The sequence below is a fragment of the Variovorax sp. J22R115 genome (assembly GCF_030317005.1).
GTDB lineage: Bacteria > Pseudomonadota > Gammaproteobacteria > Burkholderiales > Burkholderiaceae_C > Variovorax.
In genome coordinates, this window is record NZ_JASZYM010000011.1 from 98,293 (window position 1) to 119,185 (window position 20,893).

28 protein-coding genes are annotated in these 20,893 nt (G+C 63.9%); 5 read left to right on the forward strand and 23 right to left on the reverse strand.

Annotated elements, in window-relative coordinates:
- Positions 1 to 18: 18 nt before the first annotated feature.
- The 17 genes from rpoA to rplN form a co-directional block, all read right to left on the reverse strand.
- Positions 19 to 1,008, reverse strand: coding sequence for a DNA-directed RNA polymerase subunit alpha (rpoA, locus tag QTI04_RS20025; RefSeq protein WP_028250818.1), 990 nt, complete (start codon positions 1,006 to 1,008; stop codon positions 19 to 21).
- Between the two features lie 130 nt (positions 1,009 to 1,138).
- A complete protein-coding gene (gene rpsD, locus QTI04_RS20030) occupies positions 1,139 to 1,762 on the reverse strand; it encodes a 30S ribosomal protein S4 (RefSeq protein WP_126838170.1) in 624 nt (207 codons plus the stop codon).
- 130 nt (positions 1,763 to 1,892) lie between these two features.
- Positions 1,893 to 2,297: a 30S ribosomal protein S11 gene (gene rpsK / locus QTI04_RS20035; RefSeq protein ID WP_009124825.1), complete on the reverse strand. Its 405-nt coding sequence runs from the start codon at positions 2,295 to 2,297 to the stop codon at positions 1,893 to 1,895.
- A gap of 12 nt (positions 2,298 to 2,309) precedes the next feature.
- Positions 2,310 to 2,675, reverse strand: a complete 366-nt coding sequence (gene rpsM / locus QTI04_RS20040; protein WP_019653977.1) for a 30S ribosomal protein S13 — start codon at positions 2,673 to 2,675, stop codon at positions 2,310 to 2,312.
- Positions 2,676 to 2,699: 24 nt separating this feature from the next.
- A complete protein-coding gene (gene rpmJ, locus QTI04_RS20045; protein ID WP_038201958.1) occupies positions 2,700 to 2,813 on the reverse strand; it encodes a 50S ribosomal protein L36 in 114 nt (37 codons plus the stop codon).
- A gap of 33 nt (positions 2,814 to 2,846) precedes the next feature.
- The gene (gene infA, locus QTI04_RS20050) at positions 2,847 to 3,065 is read right to left on the reverse strand and encodes a translation initiation factor IF-1 (protein ID WP_286601604.1); all 219 of its coding nucleotides are present in this window, start codon (positions 3,063 to 3,065) and stop codon (positions 2,847 to 2,849) included.
- A 6-nt stretch (positions 3,066 to 3,071) separates the two neighbouring features.
- Positions 3,072 to 4,382 (reverse strand): preprotein translocase subunit SecY, encoded by a 1,311-nt coding sequence (gene secY, locus QTI04_RS20055; RefSeq protein WP_286601603.1) that lies wholly within the window; start codon positions 4,380 to 4,382, stop codon positions 3,072 to 3,074.
- A 29-nt stretch (positions 4,383 to 4,411) separates the two neighbouring features.
- Positions 4,412 to 4,843, reverse strand: a complete 432-nt coding sequence (gene rplO, locus QTI04_RS20060; protein ID WP_286601602.1) for a 50S ribosomal protein L15 — start codon at positions 4,841 to 4,843, stop codon at positions 4,412 to 4,414.
- A 24-nt stretch (positions 4,844 to 4,867) separates the two neighbouring features.
- On the reverse strand, positions 4,868 to 5,053 hold the full coding sequence (gene rpmD, locus QTI04_RS20065) for a 50S ribosomal protein L30 (RefSeq protein WP_009124818.1): 186 nt from the start codon (positions 5,051 to 5,053) through the stop codon (positions 4,868 to 4,870).
- Between the two features lie 15 nt (positions 5,054 to 5,068).
- On the reverse strand, positions 5,069 to 5,587 hold the full coding sequence (rpsE, locus tag QTI04_RS20070; RefSeq protein ID WP_028250822.1) for a 30S ribosomal protein S5: 519 nt from the start codon (positions 5,585 to 5,587) through the stop codon (positions 5,069 to 5,071).
- A gap of 18 nt (positions 5,588 to 5,605) precedes the next feature.
- Positions 5,606 to 5,971 carry a 50S ribosomal protein L18 gene (gene rplR / locus QTI04_RS20075; protein ID WP_286569831.1) on the reverse strand — a complete coding sequence of 122 codons (366 nt, stop codon included), beginning with the start codon at positions 5,969 to 5,971 and terminating at the stop codon, positions 5,606 to 5,608.
- Positions 5,972 to 5,985: 14 nt separating this feature from the next.
- Positions 5,986 to 6,519: a 50S ribosomal protein L6 gene (gene rplF / locus QTI04_RS20080; RefSeq protein ID WP_286601601.1), complete on the reverse strand. Its 534-nt coding sequence runs from the start codon at positions 6,517 to 6,519 to the stop codon at positions 5,986 to 5,988.
- A gap of 24 nt (positions 6,520 to 6,543) precedes the next feature.
- Positions 6,544 to 6,939 (reverse strand): 30S ribosomal protein S8, encoded by a 396-nt coding sequence (gene rpsH / locus QTI04_RS20085; protein ID WP_286601600.1) that lies wholly within the window; start codon positions 6,937 to 6,939, stop codon positions 6,544 to 6,546.
- 20 nt (positions 6,940 to 6,959) lie between these two features.
- Positions 6,960 to 7,265 (reverse strand): 30S ribosomal protein S14, encoded by a 306-nt coding sequence (rpsN, locus tag QTI04_RS20090; protein ID WP_038118843.1) that lies wholly within the window; start codon positions 7,263 to 7,265, stop codon positions 6,960 to 6,962.
- 8 nt (positions 7,266 to 7,273) lie between these two features.
- Positions 7,274 to 7,813, reverse strand: coding sequence for a 50S ribosomal protein L5 (gene rplE, locus QTI04_RS20095; protein ID WP_028250827.1), 540 nt, complete (start codon positions 7,811 to 7,813; stop codon positions 7,274 to 7,276).
- Positions 7,814 to 7,824: 11 nt separating this feature from the next.
- Positions 7,825 to 8,142 carry a 50S ribosomal protein L24 gene (gene rplX, locus QTI04_RS20100; RefSeq protein WP_286601597.1) on the reverse strand — a complete coding sequence of 106 codons (318 nt, stop codon included), beginning with the start codon at positions 8,140 to 8,142 and terminating at the stop codon, positions 7,825 to 7,827.
- 13 nt (positions 8,143 to 8,155) lie between these two features.
- Positions 8,156 to 8,524, reverse strand: a complete 369-nt coding sequence (gene rplN, locus QTI04_RS20105; RefSeq protein ID WP_068674584.1) for a 50S ribosomal protein L14 — start codon at positions 8,522 to 8,524, stop codon at positions 8,156 to 8,158.
- A 270-nt stretch (positions 8,525 to 8,794) separates the two neighbouring features.
- Between rplN and QTI04_RS20110 the strand changes: the two genes are divergently transcribed.
- Both QTI04_RS20110 and proC read left to right on the forward strand, forming a co-directional pair.
- Entirely contained in the window at positions 8,795 to 9,910 is a 1,116-nt protein-coding gene (locus tag QTI04_RS20110; protein ID WP_286617235.1) for an esterase-like activity of phytase family protein, read from the forward strand.
- A 3-nt stretch (positions 9,911 to 9,913) separates the two neighbouring features.
- Positions 9,914 to 10,771: a pyrroline-5-carboxylate reductase gene (gene proC, locus QTI04_RS20115; RefSeq protein ID WP_286617237.1), complete on the forward strand. Its 858-nt coding sequence runs from the start codon at positions 9,914 to 9,916 to the stop codon at positions 10,769 to 10,771.
- A gap of 16 nt (positions 10,772 to 10,787) precedes the next feature.
- Here the strand turns inward: proC and ubiA are convergent, their stop codons facing one another.
- The 4 genes from ubiA to recG all read right to left on the reverse strand — a co-directional run bounded on the left by ubiA (position 10,788) and on the right by recG (position 15,647).
- The gene (gene ubiA, locus QTI04_RS20120) at positions 10,788 to 11,627 is read right to left on the reverse strand and encodes a 4-hydroxybenzoate octaprenyltransferase (protein WP_286617417.1); all 840 of its coding nucleotides are present in this window, start codon (positions 11,625 to 11,627) and stop codon (positions 10,788 to 10,790) included.
- A gap of 67 nt (positions 11,628 to 11,694) precedes the next feature.
- Complete coding sequence (locus QTI04_RS20125) at positions 11,695 to 12,288, reverse strand: Dps family protein (RefSeq protein WP_286617238.1); 594 nt, start codon at positions 12,286 to 12,288, stop codon at positions 11,695 to 11,697.
- Between the two features lie 135 nt (positions 12,289 to 12,423).
- Entirely contained in the window at positions 12,424 to 13,389 is a 966-nt protein-coding gene (locus QTI04_RS20130) for a LysR substrate-binding domain-containing protein (RefSeq protein ID WP_286601939.1), read from the reverse strand.
- Positions 13,390 to 13,526: 137 nt separating this feature from the next.
- A complete protein-coding gene (gene recG / locus QTI04_RS20135) occupies positions 13,527 to 15,647 on the reverse strand; it encodes an ATP-dependent DNA helicase RecG (RefSeq protein WP_286617239.1) in 2,121 nt (706 codons plus the stop codon).
- A gap of 76 nt (positions 15,648 to 15,723) precedes the next feature.
- Between recG and queA the strand changes: the two genes are divergently transcribed.
- The gene (queA, locus tag QTI04_RS20140; protein WP_286617241.1) at positions 15,724 to 16,764 is read left to right on the forward strand and encodes a tRNA preQ1(34) S-adenosylmethionine ribosyltransferase-isomerase QueA; all 1,041 of its coding nucleotides are present in this window, start codon (positions 15,724 to 15,726) and stop codon (positions 16,762 to 16,764) included.
- A 5-nt stretch (positions 16,765 to 16,769) separates the two neighbouring features.
- Positions 16,770 to 17,942 (forward strand): tRNA guanosine(34) transglycosylase Tgt, encoded by a 1,173-nt coding sequence (gene tgt, locus QTI04_RS20145; protein WP_286617242.1) that lies wholly within the window; start codon positions 16,770 to 16,772, stop codon positions 17,940 to 17,942.
- A 5-nt stretch (positions 17,943 to 17,947) separates the two neighbouring features.
- On the opposite strand, the gene QTI04_RS20150 is transcribed toward tgt, so the two are convergent.
- Complete coding sequence (locus tag QTI04_RS20150) at positions 17,948 to 18,880, reverse strand: aldose 1-epimerase (protein WP_286617244.1); 933 nt, start codon at positions 18,878 to 18,880, stop codon at positions 17,948 to 17,950.
- Positions 18,881 to 19,008: 128 nt separating this feature from the next.
- Here QTI04_RS20150 and QTI04_RS20155 point away from each other — a divergent pair, with 128 nt between their 5' ends.
- The gene (locus tag QTI04_RS20155) at positions 19,009 to 19,788 is read left to right on the forward strand and encodes an SDR family NAD(P)-dependent oxidoreductase (protein WP_286617246.1); all 780 of its coding nucleotides are present in this window, start codon (positions 19,009 to 19,011) and stop codon (positions 19,786 to 19,788) included.
- On the opposite strand, the gene QTI04_RS20160 is transcribed toward QTI04_RS20155, so the two are convergent.
- Positions 19,761 to 20,855: a serine endopeptidase gene (locus tag QTI04_RS20160; RefSeq protein ID WP_286617248.1), complete on the reverse strand. Its 1,095-nt coding sequence runs from the start codon at positions 20,853 to 20,855 to the stop codon at positions 19,761 to 19,763. The genes QTI04_RS20155 and QTI04_RS20160 overlap by 28 nt on opposite strands.
- Positions 20,856 to 20,893: the final 38 nt, after the last annotated feature.

A 20,893-nucleotide genomic window follows, 5' to 3' on the forward strand; every position in this document is an offset into this window, starting at 1 on the left:
TCGTGAGCCGCTAAAAAATCAACGCTTGTCGAGGCCGGCCGGTGGCCAGCTTTCAAGCTTCATGCCCAAGGTCAGGCCGCGCGAAGCAAGCACTTCCTTGATTTCGTTGAGCGACTTGCGACCCAGGTTCGGAGTCTTGAGCAGCTCATTTTCGGTGCGCTGGATCAGGTCACCGATGTAGTAGATGTTCTCGGCCTTCAGGCAGTTCGCCGAACGGACCGTGAGTTCGAGTTCGTCGACCGGGCGCAGCAGGATCGGATCGAACTGTTGGGCGCTGCGCGGTGCCGGTGCGTCGAACGCTGCAAGTTCGCCACCTTCGAGCTGCGCGAACACAGCCAGTTGCTCGACCAGGATTTTAGCCGATGCGCGCACCGCGTCTTCAGCCGTGATCGCGCCGTTGGTTTCGATTTCCACCAGCAGCTTGTCCAGGTCGGTGCGCTGCTCGACGCGAGCGCTTTCGACCGTGTAGCTCACGCGCTTGACGGGCGAGAACGAAGCATCCAGCACGATACGGCCGATCGACTTCGTCGGCTCGTCCGCATAGCGCCGCATCGTGCCGGGGACGTAGCCGCGACCTTTTTCGACCTTGATCTGCATGTCCAGCTTGCCGCCTTGCGACAGGTGGGCAATCACGTGGTCGGGATTGATGATCTCGACGTCGTGCGGCGTCTGGATGTCCGATGCCGTGACGGCGCCTTCGCCGTCCTTGCGCAGGCTCAGCGTGACTTCATCGCGGTTGTGGAGCTTGAACACCACGCCCTTGAGATTCAGCAGAATGTTGACGACATCTTCCTGCACACCATCGATCGACGAGTACTCGTGCAGCACGCCGGCGATCGTGACTTCGGTGGCCGAATAGCCGACCATCGACGACAGCAGGACGCGACGCAGTGCATTGCCGAGCGTGTGGCCGTAGCCGCGCTCGAACGGCTCGAGCGTCACCTTGGCCTTGTTGGCCGCGAGTTGCTCGACCTGGATGGTCTTGGGTTTCAGCAGGGTGGTTTGCATGCAGACTTCCTCTCAATACCCCCGGCTCGTTACACCGGTAAGGCTGGTGAAGCACCTGACCCGCAGCAAGGTGCGGAGCAGGAACGTGAACAAAAATATCGGCCCGCGCCCGGAAGCGCGAGCTGAAAAATCAACGCGAATAGAGTTCGACGATCAGCGATTCGTTGATGTCGGCTGCGAATTCGTCGCGATCAGGAACCTTCTTGAAGGTGCCTTCGGCCTTGTCGGCATTCACTTCGACCCAAGCCGGGATGCCGACTTGCTGGGCCAGTTGAAGCGCCTCGGCGATGCGGGTCTGCTTTTTCGACTTGTCGCGCACGGCGATCACGTCGCCGGTCTTCACCAGGTACGACGGGATGTTGACCGACTGACCGTTCACCGTGATGGCCTTGTGAGACACCAGCTGGCGTGCTTCAGCGCGAGTCGAACCGAATCCCATGCGATAGACGACGTTGTCCAGGCGCGATTCGAGGATGAACAGCAGGTTCGCGCCGGTATTGCCACGGCGGCGATCAGCTTCCTCGAAGTAACGGCGGAACTGCTTCTCGAGCACGCCGTACATGCGCTTGACCTTCTGCTTTTCACGCAACTGCAGGCCGAAGTCAGACGTGCGCTGACCCGAGGTGCGGCCGTGCTGGCCGGGCTTGGAGTCGAACTTGGCCTTGTCCTGGATCGAACGACGGGCGCTCTTCAGGAACAAGTCGGTGCCTTCGCGGCGGGAGAGTTTGGCCTTAGGGCCGAGATAGCGTGCCACTTGATCTTCCTTTGTGTCATCTACCGCACTTGGGTGCGGGAGCCGTCAGCGGCGTGCCGACAGCGGTGGGCTTGTTGAGAAAACAAAATGCGCAGCCGCTGTGAAGCGGGCTGCGCCGAGCGTCTTCGACTTAGATGCGACGACGCTTTTGCGGACGGCAGCCGTTGTGCGGCACCGGGGTCACGTCGGCAATGGAGTTGATCCGGATGCCGAGCGCGGCCAGAGCGCGCACCGACGATTCGCGACCAGGACCGGGGCCCTTGATCTCGACGTCGAGGTTCTTGATGCCTTGCTCGACCGCAGCGCGACCGGCGACTTCAGAGGCGACCTGCGCAGCGAACGGCGTCGACTTGCGCGAGCCCTTGAAGCCCTGACCACCCGAAGACGCCCACGACAAGGCATTGCCCTGGCGGTCGGTGATCGTGATGATCGTGTTGTTGAACGAAGCGTGCACGTGTGCAATGCCGTCCGCAACGTTCTTGCGAACCTTCTTGCGAACGCGTTGTGCCGCGTTGTTGGCAGGAGCTTTAGCCATGCTGGTCTATCCTTATTTCTTCAGGGACTGCGCTGCCTTGCGCGGACCCTTGCGAGTGCGAGCATTGGTGCGCGTACGCTGGCCGCGCATCGGCAGGCCGCGACGGTGACGGAAGCCGCGATAGCAACCGATGTCCATCAAGCGCTTGATGTTCATCGTCGTTTCGCGACGCAGGTCACCTTCGATGGTGAAGAGCGCGATCTGGTCGCGGATCTTCTCCAGATCGGCGTCGGTCAGATCTTTGATCTTCTTCGAATACTCGATGCCGCTCGCTTCGCAGATCTTGCGGGCGCGGGTGCGACCGATGCCGAAAATGGCGGTCAGGCCGATTTCAGCGTGCTTGTGCGGCGGAATGTTGATGCCAGCAATACGTGCCATGTGCGTCCTCTAATACTCGTTCAATCAACCCTGGCGCTGCTTGTGGCGCGGGTCGGTACAGATCACACGCACCACACCCTTGCGGCGGATGATCTTGCAATTACGGCAAATGGTTTTGACCGAAGCCGAAACTCTCATTTCATTCTCCTAAAACTCTTTCAACCCGGCGACTCATTTCGCCCGAAACACAATGCGCGCCCGGCTCAAGTCGTAGGGCGTCAACTCAACGGTGACTTTGTCACCAGGAAGGATCCGGATGTAGTGCATCCGCATCTTTCCAGAAATATGTCCAAGGACGATGTGGCCATTTTCCAGCTTCACCCGGAACGTTGCGTTGGGAAGGTTTTCGAGAACCTCACCCAGCATCTGGATGACATCGTCTTTCGACATCTACACCTACGAAGTCTTGAAATTGGCTTTCTTTAGCAGCGACTCGTACTGCTGAGACATCATGTAGTTCTGTACCTGGGCCATGAAGTCCATCGTGACAACCACGATGATCAACAGGGAGGTGCCGCCGAAATAGAACGGCACGTTGTATTTGAGGATCAGGAACTCCGGCAGCAGGCAAACGAAGGTGATGTACACCGCGCCGGCCAACGTCAGGCGAACCAGGATCTTGTCGATATAGCGCGCGGTCTGGTCACCTGGGCGAATGCCCGGAATGAACGCACCGCTCTTCTTCAGGTTGTCGGCCGTTTCGCGACTGTTGAACACGAGCGCCGTGTAGAAGAAGCAGAAGAACACGATCGCAGCGGCGTACAGCAGCACGTAGATCGGCTGACCTGGGCGTAGCGCGCTCGCGACGTCCCTGATCCAGCGCATGCTCTCGCCGGTGCTGAACCAGCCCACGACGGTGGTCGGCAGCAGGATGATCGACGACGCAAAGATCGGCGGGATCACCCCAGCCATGTTCAGCTTCAGCGGCAGGTGCGAGGACTGGCCACCATAGACCTTGTTGCCTACCTGACGCCGCGCATAGTTCACGAGAATCTTGCGCTGTCCGCGTTCGACGAACACCACGAAGTAGGTCACCAGCACCACCACGGCAACGATGAACAGAGCGACGAGCACATTCATGGCACCGGTGCGCACCAGTTCCAGCAAGCCACCGATCGCACCCGGCAAGCCGGCAGCGATACCCGCGAAGATCAGGATCGAGATGCCGTTGCCAAGACCACGCTCGGTGATCTGCTCGCCGAGCCACATCAGGAACATCGAGCCAGCGGTGAGGCTGACCATGGCCGTGATGCGGAAGCCGAAACCGGGCGAAATCACCAAGCCAGCCGACGACTCGAGCGCCACTGCGATGCTGAACGACTGGAACAGGGCCAGCGCCAGCGTGCCGTAGCGGGTGTACTGCGTGATCTTGCGACGACCCGCCTCGCCTTCCTTCTTCAATTGCTCGAAGGTCGGAACCACGTAGGTCATCAGTTGCATGATGATCGACGCGGAGATGTACGGCATGATGCCCAACGCGAACACGGTGAAGCGCGACAGGGCGCCGCCCGAGAACATGTTGAACAGGCTCAGGATGCCGCCTTGCTGGCCTTGAAACAGCTGCGCGAGTTGGTCCGGATTGATGCCCGGCACCGGAATGTGAGCCCCGATGCGATAGACCACGAGCGCGAGCAGCAAAAAGACGAGCCGGCGACGCAGGTCACCGAACTTGCCTGTTTTTGCGAGCGTTGCCGCGTTGGTTGCCACGAAGTACTTCTTTCAGTCCGTGTGCTTGTTCAGGCGACGCTGCCGCCAGCGGCCTCGATCGCAGCCTTGGCACCGGCGGTCGCGCCGATGCCCGTCAGCTTGACGGCCTTGGTGAGCTCACCCGACTTGATGACCTTCACCACCTTGGCGATCTGGCCTACCAGGCCAGCTTGCTTGAGCGCCAGCACATCGACTTCGGCCAGGCCGAGCTGTTCGAGCGAAGCGAGCGTCACTTCGGCGTTGTACTTGAGCAGGTGCGACTTGAAGCCACGCTTCGGCAGGCGACGCTGCAGCGGCATTTGACCACCTTCGAAGCCGACCTTGTGGAAACCGCCTGCACGCGACTTCTGACCCTTGTGACCGCGACCCGCGGTCTTGCCGAGGCCGGAGCCGATACCACGGCCGACGCGGCGCTTGGCGTGCTTGGCGCCGGCTGCCGGCTTGATGCCATTGAGTTCCATATACGTCTCTCTCAGCGACTCTGTTTAGAGCACTTTGACCAGATAACTGATCTTGTTGATCATGCCGCGCACCGCGGGCGTATCCTGCAGCTCGCTCACGCTATTGAGCTTGCGCAGACCCAGGCCACGCACGGTGGCGCGATGCGATTCCTTGGTGCCGATCGGGCTCTTGACCAGTTGCACCTTGAGGGTTTGTTGTTGCGTCGTCATCTCGATACTCCCGGTTTAGGCGAAGAGTTCTTCGACGGTCAGACCACGCTTGGCAGCCACTTCGGATGCCGTCGTCGAGTTCTTCAACCCGTCGAGCGTGGCGCGAACCATGTTGTACGGGTTCGACGAACCATGGCTCTTGGCCACGATGTCGGTGATGCCCATCACTTCGAACACGGCGCGCATCGGGCCGCCGGCGATGATGCCGGTCCCCTTCGGGGCCGGGATCATGACCACCGAGGCGGCGCCGTGATGGCCCGTCACGCGGTGATGCAGCGTACCGTTCTTGATCGAAATCTTCGCCAGGTTGCGACGTGCTTCTTCCATCGCCTTCTGCACTGCGGCGGGCACTTCCTTCGACTTGCCCTTGCCCATGCCGACGCGACCGTCGCCGTCACCCACCACGGTGAGTGCTGCGAAACCGAGGATACGACCACCCTTCACCACCTTGGTGACGCGGTTGATCGCGATCATCTTCTCGCGCAAACCGTCTTCGGGGCCTTCGTTCTGCGTTCTTGCCTGAATCTTTGCCATTTTGAATCTCGTGTCCGGTTAGAACTGCAGGCCAGCTTCGCGAGCGGCATCGGCCAGCGCCTTGACGCGACCGTGGTATGCGAAACCTGCGCGATCGAAAGCGACCTTCTCGACGCCGGCAGCCTTCGCCTTTTCAGCGATGCGCTTGCCGATGGCGGTTGCCGCAGCGGTGTTGCCGCCCTTGCCGGAACCACCCAGCGCGGAGCGCACTTCGGCTTCGGCCGTCGATGCGGTGGCAATCACCTTGGAGCCGTCGTCGGAAATGACGGTGGCGTAGATGTGCAGATTGGTGCGATTCACCGTCAGACGCGCCACGCCTTGCGTCGCAATGCGGATACGGGTCTGGCGCGAGCGGCGAAGACGCTGTGCTTTTTTGGTCAACATCATTTTGCTGCCCCTTATTTCTTCTTGGTCTCTTTGATCACGATCTTCTCGTCCGAGTACTTGATGCCCTTGCCCTTGTAAGGCTCAGGCGGACGAACAGCGCGGATCTCGGCGGCGATCTGGCCGACGCGTTGGCGATCGGCACCCTTGATCAGGATTTCGGTCGGCGTCGGGGTTGACACCGTGATGCCCTGCGGCATGTCGATGTTGACCGGATGCGAATAACCGACTTGCAGGTTGAGCTTGGCGCCTTGAGCGGCGGCCTTGTAGCCCACGCCGACGAGGTTGAGCTTTTTCTCGAAGCCCTTGGTCACGCCGACAACCATGTTGTTCACCAGCTGACGGATCGTGCCGCTCATGGCATTCGCTTCACGCGACTCGTTGGCGGGTTCGAAGTTCAGCTTGCCGTCATTGCTGACGACCTTGACCAGCGCATTGCGCTGCAGGCTGAGCGTGCCGCCCGTGCCCTTGACGCTGATCTGGTCTTCCTTGATCGACACATCCACGCCTGCGGGGATGGCGACCGGCATTTTTCCTACTCGGGACATTTCAGTTACTCCTCGATGTCTCGGTTAGGCGACGTAGCACAGCACTTCACCACCGACACCGGTAGCGCGCGCCTTGCGGTCGGTCATCACGCCCTTGGGGGTCGTGACGATGGCAACGCCGAGTCCGTTCTGGACTTGCGGAATGGCAGTGCTGCCCTTGTAGACACGCAGGCCAGGACGGCTCACGCGCTCGATGCGCTCGATGACCGGACGGCCAGCGTAGTACTTCAGCGAGATTTCGAGTTCGCTCTTGCCAGCTTCGGTCTTGACCTTGAAGCCGTCGATGTAGCCCTCGTCCTTCAACACCTGTGCGATCGCGATCTTCACCTTGGAAGACGGGACCGACACGGTGGGCTTCGCCACCATCTGCGCGTTACGGATACGCGTCAGCAGGTCGGCAATGGGATCACTCATGCTCATGTTGTTTGCTCCTGCCTGGCTTACCAGCTGGCCTTGGTGACACCGGGGATGTCGCCGTTGAAAGCCAGTTCGCGGATCTTGGCGCGGGCCAGACCGAATTGACGGAAGGTGCCACGCGGACGACCGGTGATTTCGCAACGGTTGCGTTGGCGCGTCGGGTTGGCGTTACGCGGGAGCTTCTGCAGGCCCAGGCGGGCAGCTGCGCGCTCTTCGTCGCTCTTCTTGGCGTCGTTGGCGATCGCCTTGAGTTCCGCGTGCTTCGCCGCGTACTTGGCAACCAGGTTGTCGCGCTTGAGTTCGCGCTGGATCAAAGATGCTTTAGCCACAGGTCGCCTCAGTTCTTGAACGGAAAACGGAAGCCAGCGAGAAGCGCCTTGGCTTCTTCGTCGGTCTTGGCCGTCGTCGTGATGCTGATATTGAGACCGCGCAGGGCATCGACCTTGTCGTATTCGATCTCGGGGAAAATGATCTGCTCTTTGACGCCGATGTTGTAGTTGCCGCGGCCGTCGAAGGCGCGGCCGGAGATCCCGCGGAAGTCGCGAACGCGCGGCAGCGCCACGGTCACGAAGCGATCCAGGAATTCATACATCTGCACACCGCGCAGCGTGACCATGCAGCCGATCGGCTGGTTCTCGCGAATCTTGAAGCCGGCGATAGCCTTCTTCGACTTGGTCACGACAGGCTTCTGGCCGGCGATCTTGGTCAGATCGGCGACGGCGTTGTCGAGAACCTTCTTGTCGGCAACCGCTTCACCCACGCCCATGTTGAGCGTGATCTTGGTCAGGCGCGGAACCTGCATCGGCGAGGTGTAGCCGAACTTTTCGGTCAGATCTTTCGCGACCTTTTCGCGATAGTGTTGTTGGAGACGTGCCATGTGAGTACCCCTTAGGCGAGCTTGATTTCGTCGCCGCTGGACTTGAAGACGCGCACGCGCTTGCCGTCCGAGACCTTGATGCCCACGCGATCAGCCTTGCCGGTCGCGGCATTGAAGATCGCCACGTTGGATTGATGAATGGGCATGGTCTTTTCGACGATGCCACCAGTCGTGCCCTTGAGCGGGTTCGGCTTGGTGTGCTTCTTGACCATGTTGATGCCGTCGACGATCAGGTAGGAATCGTCCTTGCGCAGCGACACAGTGCCGCGCTTACCCTTGTCGCGCCCGGCCAACACGATGACCTGGTCGCCTTTGCGAATCTTGTTCATGGCGTTGTTGTCCTTACAGAACTTCGGGAGCCAGCGACACGATCTTCATGAACTTCTCGGTGCGCAGTTCGCGCGTGACCGGTCCGAAGATGCGGGTGCCGATGGGCTCCAGCTTGGCGTTGAGCAACACAGCTGCGTTGCCGTCGAACTTGACGAGCGAACCGTCGGCGCGACGGATGCCCTTGGCGGTGCGGACCACCACTGCGCTGTAGATCTCGCCCTTCTTGACGCGACCACGCGGAGCAGCCTCCTTGATGGAGACTTTGATGACGTCACCGACGCTGGCATAGCGCCGCTTGGAGCCACCGAGCACCTTGATACACAGGACGGATTTCGCGCCCGTGTTGTCGGCCACATCGAGCCGGGATTCAGTTTGGATCATTTTGTGATATTCCCAACTTGTACCGTTTTGCCGCCCCGGACACTCCGGAACAGATCTGCGGTCAGTCTTGGGCCCGTCGTCCACGCACCGAAACCACTTCAGTGCGCTTCCGCTGGGCAGAAGCATTCGCCTTTTCAAGCGAAGCCTGCGATTGTCACATAGTCCGCCGGCTTCGTCAACAACCTGCCTTGCGCAATTTTGTGAAATCGTAGACTTCGGGCCGTGCAAGAGCGTCCACCCACACTTTCAACACTGGTTTCCCGTCGACAAATGCTGGTTGCAGCGGCGATTCCCATCGCAAGCGGGATCGCGGGATGCAAGAGCGGGGCCGTTGTGGCACCGGGGCCACAACGGCTGCGGCTTGTTGCCGAAGCACGTTGGCCGCATCGCGCGGATTTTCAAGGGACAACCGTCGGAGGATTGTCCGGCATCGACTACGACCCGCAAAGACGTGAGTACCTGCTCCTGAGTGATGACCGATCAGATCTGGCACCGGCACGCTTCTACAGTGCGCAGTGGACAGCCGCCCCCGGAGCCGAGGCGCCTCGTCTCGTCGACATCGTTGTATTCCGGCGACGCGACGGTACGCCATGGCCATCGCGCCGGCGCGCGCCGAAGGACATGCCGGTCCCCGATCCTGAAGCGCTGCGGTTGCGCCCGGACACCGACACGCTGCTCTGGGCCAGCGAGGGGGATGTGCCACGCGGCTTCGGCCCGACGCTCTGCGAATCAAGACGCGACGGCACGCTGATCCGCGAAATGCCGCTTCCCCACGTGTTTCAACCCGACGCCGCAGGCCGCCGCGGCACGAGGGACAACCTCGGCCTGGAGGGACTGGCGCTGACGCCGGATGCGCGCCACGCCTGGCTGGCCATGGAAAACGCGCTGGTCCAGGACGGCCCAATCCCCACCCTGGCGGCGCCAGGCGGACCTTGCCGATTCACCCGGATCGATCTGGAAACCGGCAAGGCCAGCCGCCAGATCGCCTACGTCCCGGATGCGATCCCGCTGCGCCCTTTGGTGCCGGGCATGCCCGCCGACAACGGCGTCAGCGAGGTGCTGATGATCGACGCCCACCGCATGCTGGTCCTGGAGCGCGCCTACGCCACCGGGGTCGGGAATTCGCTGAGGCTCTACGAGATCGATACCCGCGCCGCCACCGATACCCTGGCCCTGGAAGCGCTGAGCCCGGACAATCACACTCCGGCGCCCAAGAAGCTGGTCGCCGACTTCGCCGCGCTTGGCCTGTCCCGCCTGGACAACAGCGAGGGCCTTTGCTGGGGCCCCGATCTGCCGAACGGCAGCCGCCTGCTGGTCGCGGTGAGCGACGACAATTTCAATCCGCTGCAGATCACTCAGTTCGCAGCATTCGAATTCACCGGATAAGTCATGAACATCGCAGTCACTTTCCTGCCCCGCCGGGAGCCGACACCCTTGCCACCCATCGCGTTCATCGGGGGCGGCAACATGGCCAGTGCCATCATCGGCGGGCTCATCAAGCAGGACGTTCCCGCGGAATCCATCGAGGCCGTCGAGCCTTTCGCCGAAGCCCGCGCCAAGCTGGCCCACGATTTCGGCATCACGGCGCAGGCCGAAGCCGGCAGCGCCCTGGAGCGCTGCGAGGTCGTGGTCTGGGCCGTCAAGCCGCAGAGCTTCGCCGAAGCGGCAAAGCCAGTGCGTGGGTTGGCCCCCAACGCCCTCCATCTCTCGGTCGCCGCCGGAATCCCATCCGACAGCATCGTCCGCTGGCTCGGCACGGAGCGTGTGGTTCGCGCCATGCCCAATACGCCGGCGCTCGTCGGGCAGGGCATGACCGGCCTCTTTGCGCGAGAGACCGTGGACAGCGGTGGTCGAAAGCTGGTCGAACAGGTGCTCGCCCCCACCGGAGACCTGATCTGGGTCGACGCCGAAGCGGCACTCGACGCCGTCACGGCGATTTCAGGCTCCGGTCCGGCCTACGTGTTCTATTTCATCGAGGCGATGACAGAAGCCGGCGTCGACCTCGGCCTGACGCCGGAACAGGCGCACCAGCTCGCCGTGGGTACATTCACCGGCGCCTCCGCCCTGGCCAGCAGTGCGACTGAACCGCCGGCGTTCCTGCGCGAACGCGTGACATCGAAGGGCGGCACCACCTATGCCGCCATCACGGCCATGGAGAGTGCCGACATCAAGGCGAAATTCAAGGCCGCCATCCGCGCCGCGCACCAGCGCGCCGCCGAGCTGGGTCAGGAATTCGGGCGCGGTTGAAGGAAAATTGCCGCGCTCAACGCAACGCGTAGCCGGCCACGACGCCGGCAAACACGGTGAAGCCGAGCCAATGGTTGAGCCGGAAGGCCTTGAAGCAGCCGTCGCGTGTCCGGTCGTGAATCAGTCGCCAGTGCCATAGCGCCTGCGCTGCCGCAATCCCGATGGCGACGAAGAAGAGCGCGGCCAGCGACTTGCCCGCACCCGCCCCAGTCCAGGTGACCAGGAAGATTGCGTAGCTCGCCATGACGATCGCGACGTCGAGCCGCCCGAAGGTGATGGCCGAAGTCTTCATGCCGATCTTGAGGTCATCGTCGCGGTCCACCATCGCGTACTCGGTGTCGTAGGCCAGCACCCAGAACAGATTGCCCGCGAGCAGCCACCAGGCCAGCGGGGGCACGTTGCCTTGCACCGCCGCAAAGGCCATCGGAATGCCGAAGCTGAAGGCAATGCCCAGCACCGCCTGCGGAATCGACACGAAGCGCTTCGCAAACGGGTAAACCAACGTCACGGCCAACGCCGCAAAGGACCACAGCACCGTGACGCGATTGGTCGTGAGCACCAGCCCGAACGCAGCGAGCGCAAGCACGGCGCCGACGACCAGCGCCTCAGTCACCGAGATCGCACCGCTGGTCACGGGCCGTTGTGCCGTGCGCTTGACGTGTCGGTCGAAATCGCGGTCGGCCACATCATTGACGCAGCAGCCCGCGCTGCGCATGAGGATGGTGCCGAGCACGAATACGATGAGCAGGTGCCAGCCCGGCCATCCGTCGGCCGCGAACCAGAGCGCGCCCAGCGTCGGCCAGAGCAGCAGCAGCCAGCCCGCCGGGCGATTCCAGCGGATCAGGTCGAGGTACAACGCAAAACGCCCGCGATGAGGCGCGGGCGCAGGCTGTGCCGCGCTCGTGGCGGGGTCGGTGGCGGGATCAGTCTTCAAGCAGCGAACGCAGCATCCAGGCCGTCTGGTCGTGCACGGTGCAGCGCGCGGTCAGCATGTCGGCGGTCGGGTCGTCACCCGCTTCTTCGGCCACGGGAATGAATTCGCGCGCGATGCGCGAGACGGTTTCGTGTCCCTTGACGAGGATGCGCACCATCTCCATCGCCTTGGGCGGGTTCTGCGGCACATCGGGCACGGTCGCGATCTTGCTGAACTCGGCATACGAACCCGGTGCGTAGTGGCCCAGAGCGCGAATGCGTTCCGCGAGGACGTCCGTGGAGCCCCACAGCTCGGTGTACTGGTTCATGAACATCGCATGCAGCGAGTTGAAGTGCGGACCCGTCACGTTCCAGTGGAAGTTGTGCGTGGTCAGGTACAGCGTGTAGGTGTCCGCCAGCACACGGCTCAAGCCTTCGGCGATGGCTGCGCGATCCTGGCGATCGATGCCGATGTTGATGATCGGGGCATTTCGGCTGCCGGACTCCTCCGCGACCACCAAGCCGCCCTTCTTGGGCACCTTGCCAGCGGATGCGGACGGCGCAGCGGTGGCGGCGGACTTGGGTTTCTTCACGACTTTGGCCATGGTGATGAACTCTTTCTTCAGTTGATTGACGGCAAAAAACGCAGGAAAGCCGGAGGCGGGCTCCGCAACAGCCGCACTCTATCGCAGCTGCCGCGGCAGGGACGCGTAGGGCTCGTAGGCCGATTGCGCAATTTGCTACGAGAGACGCTTGACGCCCGGGAGTTCACACGCGTAGACCGCGTTGCGCAGCGCTGCGATGGCTTCGTAGCGCGTGAAGCTGCGTCGCCATGCCAGGACCACGCGCCGCGTCGGCGGCTCGCCGCCCTGCGTGTCGCGCACAGGCAGGTAGCGGACGATCTGCTCGGGATCCTTGCGGCTCTTGCTCTTGGGCTTGAGCGCATCGGCTGGCACCGAGAGGCGTGGCACCAGCGTCACGCCCATGCCTGATGCAACCATGTGCTTGATGGTTTCCAGCGACGAGCCTTCGAAGCTCTTGCGGATGCCTTCAGCGTTGCTCGAAAAACGGGCGAACTCCGGACACACCTCCAGCACGTGATCGCGAAAGCAGTGACCGGTGCCCAACAGGAGCATCGTCTCTTTCTTGAGCTCGTCAGAGGTCACGGACTCGCGGTCGGCCAGCGGGTGATGGGCCGGCAAGGCCGCCACGAAAGGTTCATCGTAGAGCGAGGCCAAGGCCAGTCCCGTGTCGGGAAAGGGCTCGGCCATGATCGCGCAATCGATCTCGCCGGCGCGCAGCATCTCGAGCAGCTTGGCGGTGAAATTTTCCTGCAGCACCAGCGGCATCTGCGGCGTCCGCGCGATGTTCTGGCGCACCAGGTCAGGCAGGAGGTAGGGACCGATGGTGTAGATCACGCCCAGGTTGAGCGGCCCGGACAAGGGGTCCTTCCCGCGCTTGGCGATTTCCTTGATGCTGGCAGCCTGGTCCAGCACGCTTTGCGCCTGCTGCACGATCTGCTCGCCCAGCGGCGTGACCGTCACTTCGCCGGCACTGCGTTCGAAGAGCTTGACCTCGAGTTCGTCCTCGAGTTTCTTGATCGCGACAGACAAGGTCGGCTGCGAGACGTAACAAGCTTCCGCAGCCTTGCCGAAATGCCGCTCGCGAGCAACGGCGACGATGTATTTGAGTTCCGTGAGCGTCATAGTTTTCGTCAATTATTGCTCGCCCCCAGGCTTGCTCACTTCGTGTAGCCGCCTACCCCCTGCCGGGGGCAACTCCGGCGGGCCGGCAGAGCCGGTCCGCGGTGTTTCGCGAGGAGGCCTGGCTTCGCCGGCCGAGGTCAGGCCTTGAGGTATTCGGCCTTGCTGCCAAGCCAGCGATCGACATGCTTTTCGGCCAGCGCCGGGTGCCGGTCGAGCATGCGGGGGGCCAGTTCTCTCGCCCAGTCGAGCAGCATGACGTCGGTGCTCAGGTCCGCGAAGCGCAGCAAGGGCGCGCCGGACTGGCGCGCGCCGAGGAATTCGCCGGGGCCGCGAATCTCCAGGTCGCGGCGCGCGATCTCGAAGCCGTCGCTGGTTTCCGCCATGGCCTTGAGGCGGGCGCGGGCGGCCTCACCGACCCGTCCGCCTTCATTGGGCGCGTACAGCAGAACGCAGGCCGATGCCGCGGCGCCGCGTCCGACACGGCCGCGCAACTGGTGCAACTGCGAGAGCCCGAATCGCTCCGCATGCTCGATGACCATCAACGAAGCGTTGGGCACGTCGACGCCGACCTCGATCACGGTCGTGCTCACCAGCACCTGAAGCTGGTTGGCGGTGAAGCTTTCCATCACCGCCTGCTTCTCGGCCGTCGGCATGCGCGAATGCAGCAGCCCGACGCTGACCTTCTCGCCCAGCGCATCGGCCAATTCGTCGCGCGTCGCGGTGGCGTTGCGCAAATCGACCGCCTCGCTTTCCTCGATCAGCGGACACACCCAATAGACCTGCCGCCCCTGCTCGACCTGGAAGCGGATACGGTCGATGACTTCGTCGCGCCGATGCTCCGCCACGAGCTTGGTGACGATGGGCGTGCGTCCCGGCGGCAACTCGTCGAGCGTCGACACATCGAGGTCGGCGTAATAGCTCATCGCCAGCGTGCGCGGGATCGGCGTGGCGCTCATCATCAGAAGATGCGGCTCCAGTTCCCCGCCGGCCTTGCCGCGCAAGGCGAGCCGCTGCGCCACGCCGAAGCGGTGCTGCTCATCGATGATCGCCAGCGCCAGGTTCTTGAACCGCACCTTCTCCGAGATGACGGCATGCGTCCCGATCACGAGCGCGGCCTCGCCGCTCTCGGCCGCCGCAGACATTGCATCGCGCTCCTTCTTCTTCTGGCTGCCGGTGAGCCAGGCGACCCGCAAGCCGCGCTCGGCCAGCAAGGGATCGAGCCAGCCGACCAGCTTGCCGAAGTGCTGCGCCGCGAGGATTTCGGTAGGCGCCATCAGCGCGCACTGAAAGCCCGCATCGATGCAGCGCGCGGCCGCGAGCGCTGCCACCACGGTCTTGCCCGATCCCACGTCGCCCTGCAGCAGGCGATGCATCGGAATGTCGCGCGCCAGGTCGCGGGTGATCTCGACGCCCACCCGTTGCTGCGCGCCGGTCAGAGCGAACGGCAGCGCGGTCAGCAGTTCCGCGTGCAAGGGGCCGCCTGACGCGGCCGTGTCGAGCACGGGTGCGCGTTGCGCGGCGCGCGCACGGCGCGCCTGCAATTGCGACAGCTGCTGCGCCAGAAGTTCGTCCGCCTTGAGGCGTTGCCAGGCGGGATGACTGTGGTCTTCCAGCGTGGCTATCGCAACGTCGGGCGCGGGGTAGTGAAGAAACGAGAGCGCACGCCGCAAGTCCCATGCGCCGTGCGGCGCAGCGCCCGCGGGCAAGGTCTCGTCGAGCGCGGCCCGCGCGAGGCCGGAACGCACTTCGCGCCGCAACACCGGCTGGGCCAGGCCCGCGATCGTCGAATAGACCGGCGTCAACGCTTCCGGCAACGCTGTGCCCGCGGCCTTGACGGCGGGGTGCATCATCTGCCGGCCCAGGAATCCGCCCCGCACCTCGCCACGCACGCGCACGCGCGCACCGACCGCCAGCTGCTTCTGCTGCGACGGATAGAAATTGAAGAAGCGCAACTGGCAGGTGTCGCTGCCGTCGTCCACCGTCACGATCAGCTGGCGTCGGGGGCGAAAGACCACCTCGTTGTCGGTTACGACGGCTTCGATCTGCGCCATCTCGCCGTCGCGCACATCCGCCAGTCGCACGACGCGCGTTTCGTCCTCGTAGCGCATCGGCAGGTAGAGCGCGAAGTCGATATCCCGAAGCAGGCCGAGCTTGCGCAGCGCACGCTGCACCACGCTCAGGCCCGTGCCGGGCGCCCGTGCGGGTTCGGCCTCGGGTACGGGCTTTTGCAGTGGCGGGGACTTGGCGGCGGCGGGCATGGGACAATTCTGCCCGCCTCTTCGACCCTCATCACTCACGCCTCCTTGGCACGGGCCCGTCCGGCCCTCAAGCACCATGCGCGCCTTCACGCTTTCCGATTTCGATTTCGACCTGCCACCCGAACTGGTGGCCCAACATCCCGCCACCGAACGCAGCGCTTCCCGATTGCTCGATGGCTCCGCCGAACCGACCGTCGATCGGATATTCAGGGAGCTGCCCTCTCTGCTGCGCGCCGGCGACCTGCTCGTCTTCAACGACACGCGCGTCGTCAAGGCGCGCCTATTCGGCGAAAAGCCCACCGGCGGAAAGCTCGAATTGCTGGTCGAGCGTGTGCTGCAAGGCGACGAAGTCGTCGCGCACATGAAGGTCAGCAAGAAGCCGCCGGTCGGCACCACGCTCGCGATGGTCGGCGGCTTCAGCGCGACGCTGCTCGGCCGATGGCCCGAGGAAGACGGCGCCCTCTTCCGCTTCCGCTTCGAAAGCCCGTTCGGTGAAGACCCCTACGCGCTGATGGCGCGCTGCGGCCACGTTCCGTTGCCGCCGTACATCACGCACACCGATTCGACGGACGACGAGAGCCGCTATCAGACCGTGTTCGCCCGCGTGCCGGGCGCGGTCGCCGCACCGACGGCGGCACTGCACTTCGATGACGCGTTGCTGGGCGAACTCGAAGCGCGCGGCGTGCAGCGCGCCAATGTCACGCTGCATGTCGGAGCCGGCACCTTCCAGCCTGTCAAGACCGAGAACATCGCCGAGCACACGATGCATGCCGAACGCTACGAGGTTCCGCAGTCAACGCAACGCGCCATCGCCGAAACGAAAGCGCGTGGCGGCCGCATCGTCGCCGTCGGCACCACCACCGTCCGCACGCTCGAATCCTGGGCCAAGAGTGGCGAGGCAACGGGCGATACGCGCATCTTCATCACGCCAGGCTTCGCCTTCGAGCACGTCGACCTGCTCGTCACCAACTTCCATCTGCCCAAGAGCACGCTCATGATGCTGGTCAGCGCGTTCGCGGGCCACGAAAGAGTGATGGCGCTGTACGCCCACGCGATCCGCGAGCGCTACCGCTTCTTCAGCTACGGCGACGCGATGCTCTTGGCCCGAAAGAACTGAACACCATGCTGAATTTCGAACTCCTCGCCACCGACCCGGCAAGCCACGCACGGCGCGGCACGCTCATGCTGAACCACGGCGTGGTGCAGACCCCGATCTTCATGCCGGTGGGCACCTACGGCACGGTCAAGGGCGTGATGCCGCGCAGCCTCGAAGAGATGGGCGCGCAGATCATCCTGGGCAACACATTCCACCTGTGGATGCGTCCGGGCCTCGACGTCATGGCGAGCTTCGGCGGCCTGCACCAGTTCGAGAAGTGGGACAAGCCCATCCTGACCGACTCGGGCGGCTTCCAGGTCTGGTCGCTGGGCGCGATGCGCAAGATCAGCGAGGAAGGCGTGAAGTTCGCCTCGCCGGTCAATGGCGACAAGCTCTTCCTCACGCCGGAGGTCTCGATGCAGATCCAGACCATCCTCAACAGCGACATCGTCATGCAGTTCGACGAGTGCACGCCCTACGACACGCAGGGCCACGTGACGACCGAGACCGAAGCGCGCAAGTCGATGGAACTCAGCCTGCGCTGGGCGCGCCGCTGCCAGAGCGAGTTCGCTCGGCTCGAGAACCCGAACGCTCTCTTCGGCATCGTGCAGGGCGGCATGTTCGAGAACCTGCGCGAGGAATCCCTGGCTCAGTTGGTCGAGATGGACTTCCCAGGCTACGCGATCGGCGGCGTGAGCGTGGGCGAGCCCAAGGACGAGATGCTGCGCATCATGGCGCACACACCGCACAAGCTGCCGGCGCACAAGCCGCGCTACCTGATGGGTGTCGGCACGCCCGAAGACCTGGTCGAAGGCGTGGCGCAGGGCGTCGACATGTTCGACTGCGTGATGCCGACCCGCAATGCGCGCAACGGCACGCTCTTCTCGCGCTACGGCGACCTCAAGATGCGCAACGCGCGCCACAAGAGCGACCCGCAGCCGATCGACCCGAGCTGCACCTGCCACGCCTGCGCGGGCGCTTCGGGCGTGGCATGGAACGACGGCGGCCGCGACGGCTTCAGCCGCGCCTACCTGCACCATCTCGACCGGTGCGGCGAAATGCTGGGGCCGATGCTCACGACCATTCACAACCTCCACTACTACCTGAACCTGATGCGCGAGATCCGCGAGGCGCTCGAAGCCGGGCGCTTCACGGAGTTCCGCACCAGCTTCAAGGCCGATCGCGCGCGCGGCGTCTGACGCGCTTACGTCGACCGGAGTGTCCAGCACCCCGTCAGCGTTTCGCCCGGCGCGAGCACCGCGCCGCCCACTTCTTCGGGGCCGTGGCGACCCGACAGGTTGATCGCATCCGTGCACTGGCTCACCGGCTCCGCGCAGAAATGATCGGCGCCGCGCGGGCAGTACAGCACGAAGAAATCGAGCGGAGACTCGGCCGCCATCACCAGCGTGCGGGATGACGCCGGCCACTCGATGCGGGCCTGGCGTTGCCAGCCGGTGAAGTTGTTGTCCAGATCCAGTTCGGCCAGAAGCTCGCCTTTGTGCAATTGCGCCACTTCCGCCGTCGGTTCCAGCGCGACCGGCATCACCTGCGCATCGCCGCGCCACATGGCCGCCGTGGACGTCTGCAGGCGGGTGCCCTCGTGATGCGGGAAGTAAGGGTGATGGCCGATGCCTGCCGGCATCGGCGCCGTGTCGCGATTGGTCAACGCGACGGTGCAGCGGAGCCCCGTCGGGTCGAGTTCGAACCGTTGCGAAGCCTCGAAGCGCCAGGGCCACTGTGCATCGGCCTCGAATGTCAGCACCAGCGTGGCCTGCGCGGGCGAGGCTTGCGCCACCTGCCACGGCCGCAGCCATCCGGTTCCGTGAAGCGGGTGCTTGCCGGAAGGTCCCGCCGGGTGACCGGGCGCGATCGCGATGTCCCGGCCGCCGAATTGCGCCCGACCATCGCGGATGCGGTTGCACCAGGGCAAGAGAGGAAAGCTTGCCATCGCGAACAGATCACGCCGGCGCAAGGCATCGTCGGTCGCAGGGCGCAGCCAGTCGAAGCGCCCATCGGCCCGTTCGTCGTAGAACGCTGCCACGGCGCCCCCGACCTCCGGCGCGAGCAACAGGCGCAGAGGGCTAGCGGAAAGCTGCACGAGGGCTTCGGACGCTGAGAAAGGTTGGGTCTCGTTCATTCGATGCGCCACGGATCATTGCGGTCGCGGCATTCTCGTTCACACGGGTGGCACGCGACACGGTTGAGGATCAAAATCGCGCCGGCCGCGCAATCGCCCGGTCACCCTCCTCCCGTACGGATCCATTCATGACCGAATCGACCTCCCCTGCCCCATCGGCCCGCTACCCATCGCTCGCCGGCCGCACCGTCTTCATTTCCGGTGGCGCCACCGGCATCGGCGAGGCGCTGGTTCGCGCCTTCCATGCACAGGGCGCCCACGTCGGCTTCTGCGATCTCGACGTCAAGGCCGGCCAGGCGCTGGCGGCTCAACTGGGCAACGACAACGAGGTGCTATTCACCGGATGCGACGTCACCGACGTGGATGCGCTGCGTGCGACGATTGCCGCCGTGCGTGCGCGCTTCGGGCCCATCCAGGTGCTCGTCAACAATGCAGCCAACGACCGCCGCCATGACATGGCCGATGTCACCAGCGAGGACTTCGACCGGTTGATGGCGATCAACTTCAAGCACCAGTTCTTTGCCGCGCAGGCGGTGGCGGACGACATGCGCGCACTCGGCAGCGGTTCGATCATCAATTTCGGTTCGGTCAGTTGGATGATCAAGGGTGCCGGATATCCGGTCTACCAGGCTTGCAAGTCGGCCATCCAAGGACTCACGCGCTCGCTGGCGCGCGACCTCGGCAAGCAGAACATTCGCGTCAATACGATCGTGCCGGGCTGGGTGATGACCGAGCGCCAGTTGCGACTCTGGGTCAAGCCCGAGTCGGGCGCCGAGATCGACGCCGCCCAGTGCCTCCCCGGCCGCGTGATGGCCGAGGACATCGCCAGCATGGCGCTCTTCCTCGCCGCGGACGACTCGAAGATGTGCACCGCACAGAACTACGTGGTCGACGCCGGCTGGACCTGACCCGGCAAGCCTGCCGGACCCGGCGAGCTTGCCGCTGCGGCTCCCGCACCGCAGGCGTGGCAGAACTTGGCGAACGCGCTCTTGCGCGCCTCGCACACGTGGCAATGGTCGAACAGGCCGATGCCGCAGTGCGGGCAGAAATCGATCTCGGCGTTCTTCAGGTCCACCGGCCGTTCGCATCCCGGGCACACGCTCTTCGCGAGCCGCGCCAGCGCCGTGTCGTAGCTCAATTCGTTGCGGCGCACCGTGTCCGGCTGCGCCTCGGCGAGCTTCTGGCGCGCCAGATAGCGATTGAGCGCAATGATCGCGTAGCGCCCGACCAGCACGGTCACCACAATGCCTACCGCGTAGCGCACGTAGCCGCCGTAGCTCGGCAGGTAGGGCACGAGTTCGACGAAGAATGCGAACAGCGCAAAGTAGATGAAGCCCCAGACGAAAGGCCACCACGTGCTCTTGCGCTTCTTGACGAACAGCCAGCCCGCGATCGCCAGTAGCGGCAGCGTGAGGGCGAGCCGGTAGCCGAACACGCGCAACTCCACCCGTCGGTACTCCGCGTCCAGCTTGGTGCGCGCATCGTTCTCCAGAGCCGCGAGTTGCTGCTGCGCGCGCTGGCGTGACTGCCGGGCGTCCAGCGCAACCTGGCGCTGCACACCGACCGCGCGCTGCGCTTCGTCCTCCTTCACCTTCAACGCATCCAGCGCCTTGGTGCGGGCGACGAGTTCGATGTCCTGATCCGGTTGCGCCGTGGCGCGTCGGGTTGCGATCCAGTTCGCGAAGGTCTCGCGGGCCGCGCGGCTTGCCTGCTGGGCGGTGAGGAGCTTGAGATCCGCTTGCTCGCGTTCACGCGTCGCCTGCTGCTCCGTGAGGTTGCCTTCGCGGATCGTGTTGCGCAGCGGCTCCGCGGCGGCCCGGTCGATGAAGTCGTCCAGTTCGAGCTTGTGTTCGACCCGCGGCAGGTCGCCGACGATCGTGCTGCCCAGTCCGATCAGGAAGCTCGCAAAAACCACCGCCACCAGCCAGAGGCCGCGGCGAAACCACTTTTCGGACAGGCGCAGGGATTTGCTCATCGCATTCCTTTTTCGTGTTGGAGGTTCTGGTCGTGAAT